Raw genomic sequence first — 12081 nt, 5'->3', positions numbered from 1 at the left:
TCAACTGACCTTCTCAAACAATGGCAGGTAAACATCATCCTGCAGCTCAAAGGTCACTTGTACCTTATCCCCGATATCCACATCGTCAATCTCACAGCCAATCACGTTACTGGTGAGATAAACACCCGGCGCACCATCAATCGCAATGCGTGCGATGATGAAAGGCACCTCAATGGCTGGGTGCCATTTCTGATAATTAACGGTATAGGTGTCGACAACACCGGTACCTGCCACCGCTTTGGGGCCAACATTTTCAGACAGGCAATGACGGCACACCGGACGTGGCGGATGAAAGAACTGCTGACAATCATTGCAGTGCTGCAAGCGCAGTTCACTGTCTGCACCACAGGTCCAGAAATCACGATTGACGCTATCGAGCCGGGGCAATGGACGATTACTCATAATGATCAGTTATCCCACTTCAAATAAACTTCATCCGGTCCCCAAACATGACCGCCGTGATAGGTTAAAGGCTTGTCCGGGTCCAGTCGGAACTCTGGCAATCGAGCCATCATTTCCTCGTACAAAATATTGAGTTCAAAACGCGCCAGGTGCGAACCCAAACAACGGTGAGGGCCGGTACCAAACGCAATATGCGCCTTGCCTTCCCGGGCTAAATTGAACTCTTCGGGGCTGTCAAACTCACTGGGGTCAAGATCAGCTGCGGGCAACATCAACACCGCTTTTTCACCATGTTTCATTTGCACACCTTCAAATTCCGTATCCGCGGAGACAAAACGAGGGGGCAGTGTGAAGGTATAACGGCGTAATATTTCTTCTGCCGCGGCGGGAATCTTGTCAGGATCTGCTCGCAGTTCCGCCTGCAGTTGCGGGTTTGTGGCGAGATGAACAGCGCCCAGACTCATACCGTTAACCACGGTATCCAGGCCCGCGGCAAACAAAACCACACAGTAGTTCTGAATGTCCCACAGGGTCGCTTTTTCTCCATTAAATTCGGACTGCCACAACAGCGAAATCAAATCATCCGTGGGATTTTCTTTTCGCTCCATGATGGTGTCGTGCATGATGTCCGTGACTTTTTTCAGCCGCGCCTGCACATGGCTGGGATCGGAATCGGTATCTTCAAAATGCTCTTTCACCAGATCGCGATATTCTCTCTGGCGCTCTACCGGCAAGCCAAACATGCGCAGGAATATTGTCACTGGCAATGGCTCGGCAATCGCATCGACAAATGCGCATTCACCTTTGGGCTTAACAGCTTCGATCAATGCCACCGCCAGCTCACGTATGCTGTCTTTCAGAGCCGTCATGGCTTTGGGTGAAAACGCTTTCTGCAAGGGCCCACGATACACTGCGTGATGCGGAGGATCATAGGTGATCGGCGCAGGAATCAGCGGCTTGGGTGCACCTTCTGGCATGGACGCAATCATGGCGTGGATCTGCTCGTAAGACACCATGGCGTTACTGAAACGTTCAGTATCCCGAGACATGTTGAACACGGCATTGTGGCCAGCGATGACCCAATGACCATCATTGCGCGGCGTCCAAAAGACCGGGGGAGCTTCCTTGACGATTTCGAGCGCACGATTGTGAGCATTCTCAATCATGCCGGGATCGGCAAACATGTCGAAATCGTAAACCAGAGATGCTGGTACATGATCAGGTTTCGGTACTGCCGGACTTAAGTTAGCTTGAGCCATCACGAGTTCCTCCCACGAATTTTATTCGCCGGCTGTATCACCGACTTTTCTTATTCTGTGCGACACCTGCCTCATGGAGTCGAGGCCGGGTAAACATCCTCTCAACTTAAGAGGCGTTGGCCATCATCGCAGTCAAGTCAACCTGACCGGTGGCCACACCCCCCAAAAAGCCACCATCAACCGGCAGGGCCACGCCGTTAATGTAGCTGGCCGCATCACTGTTCAGGAACACCAGCGCAGTGGCCTGCTCATGCGGTGTTGAAGGGCGGTTGATTGGCTGCATAGCCGCATCCACCACCGACTCACCCGAAGCTTCTTTGAAGTGACTCATCATCGGAGTTTCAGTTGGGCCAGGCATGGTGCAGTTCATGCGAATGCCTTTCTTGATCAGGTGCGCGGAGTTCAGCATGGTCCAGACAATGATGGCTTCCTTGGAAAAGGCGTAACCTTCTTTTACATCATCGGCATGCCCTTCACACCAGGCAACAGCTTCTTCATAGCTCTTTTGCTGCAACAGGTCCATGATCACAGGAATACGGCGACTCCAGCCCATGCCGCCGTTGGAGGAGATACTGACAACCGCTCCCCCTTCCGACATCAGTGGCAGTACTTGTTCCGTCACTCTGCGGGTACCTGCGAAGTTGACCTTCATAACGTCCAGGGCGGGAGCCGTCTGTGGCAAACCGGCGCAGTTAAACAGCGCATCCACTTTGCCGCCAATTTTGGCAATGGCCGCATCAATGCTGGCGGGGTCACGCAGATCCACCAGGGTGAACGAAGCCAGATCCAGGGCAGACTCTTTAAAATCGATACCGTGCACTTCGGCACCCTGCTCCAGCAGCAATCGCGCCGTTGCCTCTCCCATACCAGAAAAACAACCACTGACGATGACACGCTTATTTTTATAACCCAGGTAATCCATTATTCATCCTCTAATATAGGCTCTAACTTATTATTGACGGTTTGCTTAATCCGGCTGCAAAACCCACCACAGCATTTATTACATTTCTTTACTGCGACGTTTCACGCTGTATTCTTTCTACGAAAAACTGACCTTTTAAGCCATTATTCTTTTTTGTTCGTTATTCCTGATCATCTTCAATGACCTGTATAACGCGTTCTGGACAGGCTTTGGCGCCCCGGCGTGCCAACTGTTCCATGCCGGCGGGGACCTCAAATTCTTCGACAGCAATGTAGCCATCGTCGTCGAGCAGATACAGGGTTTCAGCTATCGCCGCGCAACGGGCATTGCCGACACAATTAGCCTTATCAATGAGGATTTTCATTGCTTCCTCCAAGCTCTTCGCTCCAATTTCAAGCGCTGCCCCGATCCAGCTCATACACGCTGGCCAAGGGTGCTAGTTTTGATTTATTATACATCAATGGTGTTCAATAGCAATAATTCGGAAATGCCGTAAAATGCCTTGGCGGGCAACTTTACACAGCAAAATCTGAAGCCCTCCAGAGCGCTGGAACCGGCTTCCTGACAGACGGCTATAGCCCTTATTCGCGGACCGTATCACCACTTACAGGGGGATTGTCATGCCAGCCCCCACCGGCAGAGAAAATGTATATAAGAAGAAGCAGGTATGTGCTCGCCAGGTTAAACGGCTTCCCTGAAACCGACGAACACTGTCTAGACTGATAAAGCCTGAGCAGGAATTCAAATTAGAACTGAAATTGGCAACTGACGAACAGGACAATAACAATATGGCTCTCTACACAACGATTCATCTGCACAATGTCTCCACCGGACATGACGCCGCTTACGCCGACTGGTTTGATGGCGAACATCAGTCCGAGTTAGCACGCCTGCGCGGTTTTAAAGGTGCCGAGCGCTACGAAGTCACCAAAGAGCAAATCATGCCAGACATCCCCCAGCCCTGGCGTTACGTCACCGTCTACGATTTTGACTCAGAGACCCCGGCGATTGACCTGCCCGCCCTCGCCCCGCTGCTCGCTAATGTTCGCGATAAAGGCTGGATCGCCAGCGACACCGCTGAACGCATCTACACCTACGACCTCATGGGCGACTGGAAAGCCAGTCCCAACTGGCAAAAAGACCAGCCGCTGTCAGGCGTCAGCATTATTCTGGGTAACTACGTGGCTGGTCGCTACGAGGAGTATCAGGATTGGTATGAAAACGTCCACAGTGTGGAGGTCATCAACGTACCCGGACACGTAGCCATGAAACGCGGCGAACTGTCGAGCATTCAACTGGAACCCCGTCACTATTGTCCCGGCGACCAGCTGGTTCTGTGTGCCCAGCAGACCGACGACCTGATGTTTACACTCAGGGATTTCAGTGCCCGGGCCCGTGGCGTCAGCCCCAGTGGCATTGCCATGGAGCCCCGCTCCGCTTCCGGGTCTTTCGCCCGTACCGTGCACTATTTCAAAAAGGTCAGCGGCAACACCTTCTGGCCCGGCGGCATTGCCTACGGCGGTGACCTGTCCGTGTACCCGAAGGAGCCCTGAGCCACTTACTAAGAAGCCCTGAGCCACTTATAAGAAGCCCTGAGCCACTTATAAGAAGCCGAAACCAGTACGAACACGGGAACTGACCCGAGATAAATCCAAATAATAAATGTACACGCGGCCACGGCCGCACCGAGGAGAAACACAATGTCCAAAGTTATCGTCATTACCGGCGCCGGTGTCGGTCTCGGTCGCGCACTGGCGCGCCGCTTTGCTTCCAAAGGTGACCAGATAGTTCTGCTGGGTCGCACCCTGTCAAAAGTGGAGGCCGCTGCCGCGGAAATCGGCGCAGCGGCCATGGCTGTGCGCTGCGATGTTGGCAATCCAGACTCCGTGCGCGAAGCGTTTGCCGCTATTGCCGAACGTCACGCGAAAATTGACATCCTGATCAATAACGCCGCCATTTTTGAGCCGTTCCTGTTGCAGAACGCCACTGACGCACAAATCTTTAATGCCATCACCACCAATCTGGCAGGGCCGATGTTTACGATTCGCGCCGCCATCCCGGCGATGGGTGATGGCAGCCACATTTTTAACATCACCAGTGAATCTGTGGGCATGGACTTCCCGCACCTGTCGGTCTATCAAGCCAGTAAAGCCGGGGTTGAACGACTGAGCAAAAGCATGGACACCGAATTGGAAGCTCAGGGTATCCGCGTCACCAATGTGCGGGCCGGGCAGATGTACGAAGAAGGCAAAGTCTGGGAAGCCAACCCCGAAGACCAGATGGCTTTTGCCAAAGCCGCCATGGAACGGGGCCTCAATCTGCGTGAACGCCCCACCTCCCAGTTTGACTCGGTGGTGGACGCCTTCTGCGCTCTGGTTGACTTGCCGGCCGACTTGCACGCTGACGCCATTAGCCTGCACGGGCGCAAACCTCAGTGAGTTTATCGCCTGAGCTCTTCAACCCCTGAGAAACCTCACGAACGCAAAGGAAACTCACATGAACGAAAGCTTCGATTTTGTGGTTGTTGGAAGCGGCGCGGGTTCGCTGTGTGCCGCGCTGTTGATGCGCGATGCCGGTAAAAGTGTCGTAGTGTTGGAAAAAGCTGACTTGCTGGGGGGAACAACCGCGACCTCTGGAGGCGTCATGTGGATTCCCAACAACCGCTATATGAAAGCCCAGGGCATCGACGACAGCCGAGACCAGGCCATTGCCTACATGGACGCAGTCATCGGTGACAGCGGCGACACGCCGGGCACCAGCCATGAACGCCGGGTTGCTTATGTCGACGCCTCCCAACAGATGCTGGAGTACCTGATCAGTAAGGGCTTGCACTTCCGGCGCATTCCCTCCTGGCCAGATTACCACGCGGCGGCCGGCGAATCGGAACACGGCCGCACCGTCATCTCCGAGTTGTTTGATCTGAACCAGCTCGGCGAGTGGAAAGAAAAGCTACGCCCGGGATTTTTGCCACTGGCGGGCTACATCGAAGAAGCGATGCAACTGCCCACCATGAAGCGATCCCTGAAAAGCTTCGGCACCCTGCTGAAAATGATCGGCCGAACCTTAGGTACTCGACTGGCCGGTAAACACTACGCTACGGCAGGCCAGGCCTTACAGGCCCAGCTGCTGCACGCGGCGGTGGCCGCCGGAGTCGAGATTCGAACCAACGCCGGGGTCAAACAACTGGTCGAAGAAAGCGGTAAGGTCACCGGCGTGGCCATCGACAAAGACGGCCAGAATTGGCGCATCGGTGCCAATCTGGGCGTACTGCTGAATGCCGGTGGTTTTGCCAAGAATCAGCGCATGCTGGATCAGTACATTCCCGGCGCAAAAACCGAATGGTCCGGTGCCAGCGAGAGCGATACTGGTGAAATGATCGAAGAAGGTACTCGCCTCGGCGCCGCCATAGCACAGATGGACCAACGGGTGGGCTACCCGGTCACAATGGTGCCGGGTAAAGACGCCCCGGTGTACATGCAAAGTGACCTGGCCAAGCCCCACACCATTCTGGTAGATCAATCGGGCGAACGCTACCAGAAAGAGGCCGCATCTTACATGGCGTTGTCTAACGGTATTCTGGAACGCAACCAACAATCCGCCGCTATCCCCAGCTGGATGATCTTCGACAGCCAATACACCAGTACCTTTATGTTGGCGGGCACCATGCCCAACAAGAAGAAGCTGGCCGCCTGGGAAGAAGCTGGTTTTCTAAAGCAAGGCGACAACCTGCCAGCTTTGGCGCAGGCGTGCGGTATTAAGGCGGCCACTCTGGAAGCGACGGTTTCCCGTTTTAACGGTTTTGTGGCGGCCGGCCGGGATGAAGATTTCCACCGTGGCGATCACGCTTACGACAACTGGCTGGGCGACCCGCTGGCGAAGGGTTCCAAAACTCTCGGCAAAATTGAGCAGGGGCCTTTTTATGCCTTGCCGATTTACCCTGGCGACGTCAGTACCTTTGGCGGACTGGTCACCGACGTCAACGCTCGAGTACTGCGCGATGACGGTAGCGTACTGGAAGGTCTTTACGCCACCGGCGTGTCCAGCGCATCGGTCATGGGCAAGAAAGCCACCGGCGCTGGCGCCAGTATCGGCCCTTCTTTGGCCTGGGCCTACCTGGCCGCCAAGCATGCCTTATCAACTTCAGAACCGGGCTCGGAATTGAACTCAGCACCAGATTCGAAAATAGACAGTAATACCAGCACGACCCCTTTAACCACCAACGAAACCATTTAATCCGCTGTGTGTTGATTTAGGCACATTAGCAACTTGAGGAGAGACCCATGGATAAATTACCTGACGCCCTGCTGTACGTGAATGGCGAAATGCGCACGGCGGGTGACAATCAGTATTTTGACAACATCAACCCCTGGACCGGTGCTTCCTGCGGTCGCGCCGCTGACGCCACCGCTGCCGACGTTGAAGAAGCCATCGTGGCGGCTCGCAACGCGTTTGATAACACCGACTGGTCCACCAATCACGACCAGCGCTATGCGCTGGTTTGCAAGTTTGTGGATGTGATGGTCACCAACCGCGAAAAACTGGTGCAAATTTCCCGCCTGGAAGTGGGTTCTGCCATCGGCGCGGCGGCCCGCGCTCAAATTGATGGCGCTCTCAACGGTGCCAAAGATTTACTCGAATGCTACAAACAAGTGAAGTGGGAAAAGGACCTGGGCATCAAACACGAAGGCGGCTTTGATACCAAGCGTATCGTGACTCAGGAAGCCATGGGTGTGGTGGGTGCCATTACCCCCTGGAACGTGCCGCTGTATGTGAACGTCGGTAAAGTCGTAGCTGCCTTGCTGGCCGGTTGTACCGTAATTCTGAAGCCCGCCCCCGACACCCCGCTGATGGGGTCAATCATGGGTGAACTGGCGATTGAAGCCGGCCTGCCAGCTGGCGTCTTCAATGTCATCACCTCTGCCGACCCGGCCATGGCTGGCGAAATGCTGACCACCGATCGTCGCGTGGATCTCATTTCCTTTACGGGTTCTACCGCGGTGGGCAAACTCATCATGAAAAACGGGGCCGAGTCTCTGAAGCGCGTATTCCTGGAATTGGGCGGCAAATCCGCGTTCATCGTTTTGGAAGATGCACCCAACTTTGCCCAAACCTGTATGGGTTCGATGGTGGTCTTCCATGCGGGTCAGGGTTGCGCTTACCCCACTCGGTTACTGGTGCCCAAGAGTCGTTACGACGAGGCGGTTGGAGCACTGGATATGGCCTACAAGGGCTTTGCTGAAAAATGGGGCAAGTTCGACGAGCCCACCTGCATCATGGGTCCGGTGATTTCCAAGAAGCAGCAAAATCGCGTCATGGAGTACATTGAGATAGGCAAGAACGAAGGCGCCCGTCTGCTGGCCGGTGGCAACGCACGCACCGACATGGGCGGCGGCTTCTTTGTTGAACCCACCTGCTTTGTGGATTGCACCAACGACATGCGCATTGCCCGCGAAGAAATCTTTGGTCCGGTACTGGTCGTGATTCCGTTCGAAGACGAAGAAGACGCGATCCGCATCGCCAACGACAGCGACTACGGTCTGGGTGGCGCGGTGTTCGGTCCCACCGATCGCGCACTGGCCATGACCAAGCGCATCCGCGCCGGCGCCCTCAGCGTCAACGGTGGAACCAGTATCACCGGCGACCTGCCTTTCGGTGGCTACAAGCAAAGTGGCATGGGTCGTGAGTGGGGGCTCGAAGGTATCGAGGAATTCCTTGAAATCAAAGCCATTGGTATCCGCGCGTCTTAACTCAGCGTCGATTCCGACACCCAAAAACGGCGGCCAATGGCCGCCGTTTTTTCATCTTTTTTCATTGCCTGCCTGATGTTTCGCTATGGAATCACACCGGCGGCGTGCCTGGCAGCCACATATCCCCAGGTGCAGGCAGGACCAATACTGGACCCCGCACCGGGGTAAATGCGCCCCATCACTGAAGCCGTTGATACACCCGCGGCATACAAGCCCGGGATGACCGAACCATCGTCTCGCAACACCCGCGCGCACTCATCCGTCACCACCCCCCCATAGGTACTGACATCACCCGGCAAGACCTGCAGCGCGTAAAAAGGCCCCTGCTGAATCGTGCCCAGGGTTTCAGAAGGACGATGCAAAAAATCGCCCAGCCAGCGATCATAAGCTCGCTCTCCGCGCTGGAAATCAGCGTCATGGTTGCGCGCCACAAAACCATTAAAGCGCTCAACGGTGGCTAGCAGGGTTGCAGGCTCTATGTCGATCAACTGCGCCAGCTGCGCCAAGCTGTCCGCCTTTTTCAAATAACCACTGTCATACCATTGCTGTGGTTTCTGACTGCCCGGCATGGTGCCGGCCAACATGTATTTCTTCATGTACTGGCTATCGAGAATCGCCCAGCTCGGCACCGCGGGCGCAGTCTGGTTGCGTTCAAGCATACCTTTGCAGTACGCCATATAGGAGCCCCCCTCGTTCATATAGCGCACCCCCGTCTGATCCACCAGAATAGCGTGTGGTTTGGCCGTAATGCCCTGCACCGGTGCCCGTATGTCACCCAGACGACTGCCGGGCGGCAAAGTACATTGATTGCCCACCATTTCATCCATCTGCGCCACCGCGGCGCCCTGACGCATCATTTCCTGGATCATTTCGCCGGTGTCGGTGGGCGCCGCACTGGTCCACAGCGTGGAGGTTCCCGGCAGGTACTGATCGCGCATGGCCTGATTGTGCGCAAATCCTCCGGCAGCGACCAGCACCCCCAATCTGGCCTCAATGCGCCAGGGCTTTCCCTGCTTTTGGGTGAGTACACCGATGACCCTGCCATCACGGATCAACAGCTCCTGCACCGGAGTTTGCGGACGCAAATCCACCCCGCTGTTCAACAGCGCCTGCAACAACCGCCCTTGCAACGCCTGCCCGGCGGATATGTACTCTTTACCGGTCAATTTGGCGTACACCGACCGTCCCAGCATCCTCAATAAAATCCGCAAGGAATGCCAACTGCGCTTAAAGTTCGTCATCAACAGGGCTTCATCCACCATCACTGGATATTGCATAAACCCTGGGCGCAACTTTTCTTTCCACTCGCCGAGTTCATTCACATCAAACAAATCGGCACCGACACAACGTCCCACAGCAAGACCACCGGGGCGTTCATCGTAATAATCCGGCCAATCGCGATAGCGCTTGATGTGAATGCCCTGTTCAAGCAAAAAATCCAGCATCCGCGGGGCTTCCTGCAGATAAGTCTGACGCCGCAGCGGGGTTGACCCCGGCGTATCATCCTGACCCTCGCACAGTCCTTCCAGATACAACAACGCCTGTTCGTAACTGTCCTCTATGCCGTCCTGCTTGAGGAAGCGGTTGTTGGGAATCCACATCACCCCGCCCGAACGCGCAGTGGTGCCACCCACCAGCTCGGACTTTTCCAGCATGAGTACTTGCCTGCCCTGAGCCAACATGGTCAATGCGCTGCACATGGCGCCTGCGCCACTGCCGACGACGATAAAATCCGTTGTTTCATCCGCTGAGTCCATAGGACACGCCCTCTTTGTTATTGTTGGTTTTACAATCGCAGCATCGCTCAGCGCAGAGACGACACCCCCTGACCTGCAGAGGTTAAAAGACAGTATTGTCAAAAATGAACGTCACTAGAGCATCTTCAACGCCAGCATCAGTGTCGCCACCACCAACACAAAACCGGTGATATAGGTTCCCAACGCGCCCACAAATCGCATGGGGTTTGGCTTTGCCATCGTCTTGGGCAGCAGCAAGCCGGCAACCAACAGATAGCGAAAAAACGTGGCCAACACCATCGTGACAATGACCCAGGCCGGCTGCGGACTCTGCCCGAGGATATAGATCAACAATATCAGCACCGGGGCATATTCAATGGTATTCCCATGTGCCCGTTGCGCTTTGTACATGCGACTTTCCGGGTCGGTTTCATAGCCGTAAACCTGACGGCTTTTGGCCCGCGCCATAGAGACATTAAAGCCCAGAGCAATGCACAAAAAGGCCAGCAAAGCCACGCAAATCAAGGAAATGGCCATCATTTGTACTCCTTATCCATTTAAAATTGACTGTCCATGATACCGCACCCTTCTCAACCATTTATGGCTCAACCCAAGATTGAACATCAATGATGATTAATAGATACTCACAGCCAGCACTTTTTCACACTGGATGCCGCTCCGTCAAGCTGTGCGGCGCACAAGGAAGACTACAAACTTAGGAGCAAATTCATGAACGCCGCATGGTACCAGTACTTATTTGTATTTTTAGCCGGTGGCTTCATCATCAATGGGATTCCACACTTTGTGAAAGGGCTAACCGGCCAGCAATTTCCCACTCCGTTTGCCAAACCTCCCGGCGTAGGGCTGTCATCACCCACCCTGAACATCGTCTGGGCAACCAGTAACTTTCTGTTAAGCGCCCTGTTCTTTTTCCTGGCTGATATCACCTCCGGCAGCTTGTGGCTTTTACTGAGTGGCTTTACCGGCTGTATGTGCATGGCATTTTACCTGGCCTCGTACTTTGGCAAGCTCAACCTTCCATAAACAGCCTATAACCGATACAAGAGAAATGACTGTGACACAAAAAATTATCATAATTACCGGTGCCAATGCCGGCATTGGTTTTCAATCTACCCTGCACTTTGCCCGCGAAGGGGCCAAGGTCATCATGGCCTGCAGAAATCTGGACAAGGCCACAGACGCAAAAGCCCAGATTGAAAAAGAAGTGCCCAATGCCGACCTCCACATCATTCGTCTGGACGTTTCAGACCTGATCTCGGTGCAGACGTTTGCCGCTCAGTTTATCGATCAGTTCGGCGCACTGGATGTACTCATCAACAACGCTGGTATCGTCGCCATCCCACTGACCCGCAATGCCGCCGGTCACGAAATGCAACTGGCCACCAATTACCTGGGTGCCTTTAGTCTGACCGGCCTGTTATTGCCCTACTTCCGTAAAGACATTCCCACTAGAATTGTGAACGTCTGCAGTCTCGCCCATCGCATGGGCAAACTGAACGTCGACAACCTCAATTGGGAGATCACTGACTACGATCAATGGAAAGCCTATGGCAACAGCAAAGTGGCCATAATGAGTCACACGTTGGAGCTGAATCGCCGCCTGCAGCAATCTGGCAGTAAGACCATAGCCGTGGGAGCCCACCCCGGATTTGCCAACACCAACATCCATCAAAACAGTCCGGCGCTGAACCGGGAAAACGCCAGTGCACTCAGCAAATGGTTTCATAAGAAAATGGAAGCATTCATCCCCTCTGCCGCGGACGCGGCCCGCCCCATTATTCTGGCAGCCGAGGGCAGTGGTGTTAGGGGGGGCGACTACTACGGTCCCGGTGGTTTCCTTGAAATTGGTGGCAAGCCGGCCACTGCCAAAATCAATAAGGTTGCCAAAAACACCGATCTGGCCGAACAGCTGTGGACGGCCTCCGAGACGCTAACCGGCACCCGCTATTTGCCTTCCAGCTGACCCAAAACGGGGGGTTAACCACGAAATGCCA

12 protein-coding genes are annotated in these 12081 nt (G+C 54.7%); 6 read left to right on the top strand and 6 right to left on the bottom strand.

The window, feature by feature from the left end; translation table 11 throughout:
- From G8770_RS10440 to G8770_RS10425, 4 genes are all read right to left on the bottom strand, one after another.
- Positions 1 to 402 (bottom strand): Zn-ribbon domain-containing OB-fold protein, encoded by a 402-nt coding sequence (locus tag G8770_RS10440; protein ID WP_167185869.1) that lies wholly within the window; start codon positions 400 to 402, stop codon positions 1 to 3.
- Positions 403 to 407: 5 nt separating this feature from the next.
- Positions 408 to 1661, bottom strand: coding sequence for a cytochrome P450 (locus tag G8770_RS10435; protein ID WP_167185866.1), 1254 nt, complete (start codon positions 1659 to 1661; stop codon positions 408 to 410).
- Between the two features lie 106 nt (positions 1662 to 1767).
- Positions 1768 to 2583 carry a coniferyl-alcohol dehydrogenase gene (locus G8770_RS10430; protein WP_208022185.1) on the bottom strand — a complete coding sequence of 272 codons (816 nt, stop codon included), beginning with the start codon at positions 2581 to 2583 and terminating at the stop codon, positions 1768 to 1770.
- A gap of 160 nt (positions 2584 to 2743) precedes the next feature.
- Positions 2744 to 2947 carry a ferredoxin gene (locus G8770_RS10425; protein WP_167185863.1) on the bottom strand — a complete coding sequence of 68 codons (204 nt, stop codon included), beginning with the start codon at positions 2945 to 2947 and terminating at the stop codon, positions 2744 to 2746.
- Between the two features lie 424 nt (positions 2948 to 3371).
- On the opposite strand from G8770_RS10425, the gene G8770_RS10420 reads away from it, so the two are divergent.
- The 4 genes from G8770_RS10420 (at position 3372) to G8770_RS10405 (ending at position 8330) form a co-directional block, all read left to right on the top strand.
- Positions 3372 to 4136, top strand: coding sequence for a hypothetical protein (locus G8770_RS10420; protein WP_167185860.1), 765 nt, complete (start codon positions 3372 to 3374; stop codon positions 4134 to 4136).
- 147 nt (positions 4137 to 4283) lie between these two features.
- Complete coding sequence (locus G8770_RS10415) at positions 4284 to 5021, top strand: SDR family oxidoreductase (RefSeq protein WP_167185857.1); 738 nt, start codon at positions 4284 to 4286, stop codon at positions 5019 to 5021.
- Between the two features lie 58 nt (positions 5022 to 5079).
- Positions 5080 to 6816 carry an FAD-dependent oxidoreductase gene (locus G8770_RS10410; protein WP_167185855.1) on the top strand — a complete coding sequence of 579 codons (1737 nt, stop codon included), beginning with the start codon at positions 5080 to 5082 and terminating at the stop codon, positions 6814 to 6816.
- 47 nt (positions 6817 to 6863) lie between these two features.
- A complete protein-coding gene (locus tag G8770_RS10405) occupies positions 6864 to 8330 on the top strand; it encodes an aldehyde dehydrogenase family protein (protein WP_167185852.1) in 1467 nt (488 codons plus the stop codon).
- Between the two features lie 83 nt (positions 8331 to 8413).
- Here G8770_RS10405 and G8770_RS10400 read toward each other — a convergent pair whose 3' ends face one another.
- Together G8770_RS10400 and G8770_RS10395 are read right to left on the bottom strand one after the other, a co-directional pair.
- Positions 8414 to 10087 (bottom strand): FAD-binding protein, encoded by a 1674-nt coding sequence (locus G8770_RS10400; protein ID WP_167185849.1) that lies wholly within the window; start codon positions 10085 to 10087, stop codon positions 8414 to 8416.
- A 114-nt stretch (positions 10088 to 10201) separates the two neighbouring features.
- A complete protein-coding gene (locus G8770_RS10395) occupies positions 10202 to 10606 on the bottom strand; it encodes an MAPEG family protein (protein WP_167185846.1) in 405 nt (134 codons plus the stop codon).
- A 189-nt stretch (positions 10607 to 10795) separates the two neighbouring features.
- Here G8770_RS10395 and G8770_RS10390 point away from each other — a divergent pair, with 189 nt between their 5' ends.
- Both G8770_RS10390 and G8770_RS10385 read left to right on the top strand, forming a co-directional pair.
- Complete coding sequence (locus G8770_RS10390; RefSeq protein ID WP_167185844.1) at positions 10796 to 11110, top strand: hypothetical protein; 315 nt, start codon at positions 10796 to 10798, stop codon at positions 11108 to 11110.
- Between the two features lie 31 nt (positions 11111 to 11141).
- On the top strand, positions 11142 to 12050 hold the full coding sequence (locus tag G8770_RS10385) for an oxidoreductase (protein ID WP_167185841.1): 909 nt from the start codon (positions 11142 to 11144) through the stop codon (positions 12048 to 12050).
- The last annotated feature ends 31 nt before the right edge of the window (positions 12051 to 12081 follow it).

Origin of the sequence: Pseudomaricurvus hydrocarbonicus, from assembly GCF_011602365.1 — a bacterium.
Classification (GTDB): domain Bacteria; phylum Pseudomonadota; class Gammaproteobacteria; order Pseudomonadales; family Cellvibrionaceae; genus Pseudomaricurvus; species Pseudomaricurvus hydrocarbonicus.
This window is presented reverse-complemented; position numbering and strand designations above follow the sequence as displayed.

Bases quoted from the DNA above. Each gene is read 5' to 3' on its own strand.
- G8770_RS10395 (WP_167185846.1), bottom strand. From the start codon at position 10,606: ATGATGGCCATTTCCTTGATTTGCGTGGCTTTGCTGGCCTTTTTGTGC.
- G8770_RS10410 (WP_167185855.1), top strand. From the start codon at position 5,080: ATGAACGAAAGCTTCGATTTTGTGGTTGTTGGAAGCGGCGCGGGTTCG.
- G8770_RS10400 (WP_167185849.1), bottom strand. From the start codon at position 10,087: ATGGACTCAGCGGATGAAACAACGGATTTTATCGTCGTCGGCAGTGGC.
- G8770_RS10390 (WP_167185844.1), top strand. From the start codon at position 10,796: ATGAACGCCGCATGGTACCAGTACTTATTTGTATTTTTAGCCGGTGGC.
- G8770_RS10430 (WP_208022185.1), bottom strand. From the start codon at position 2,583: ATGGATTACCTGGGTTATAAAAATAAGCGTGTCATCGTCAGTGGTTGT.
- G8770_RS10415 (WP_167185857.1), top strand. From the start codon at position 4,284: ATGTCCAAAGTTATCGTCATTACCGGCGCCGGTGTCGGTCTCGGTCGC.
- G8770_RS10440 (WP_167185869.1), bottom strand. From the start codon at position 402: ATGAGTAATCGTCCATTGCCCCGGCTCGATAGCGTCAATCGTGATTTC.
- G8770_RS10405 (WP_167185852.1), top strand. From the start codon at position 6,864: ATGGATAAATTACCTGACGCCCTGCTGTACGTGAATGGCGAAATGCGC.
- G8770_RS10435 (WP_167185866.1), bottom strand. From the start codon at position 1,661: ATGGCTCAAGCTAACTTAAGTCCGGCAGTACCGAAACCTGATCATGTA.
- G8770_RS10425 (WP_167185863.1), bottom strand. From the start codon at position 2,947: ATGAAAATCCTCATTGATAAGGCTAATTGTGTCGGCAATGCCCGTTGC.
- G8770_RS10420 (WP_167185860.1), top strand. From the start codon at position 3,372: ATGGCTCTCTACACAACGATTCATCTGCACAATGTCTCCACCGGACAT.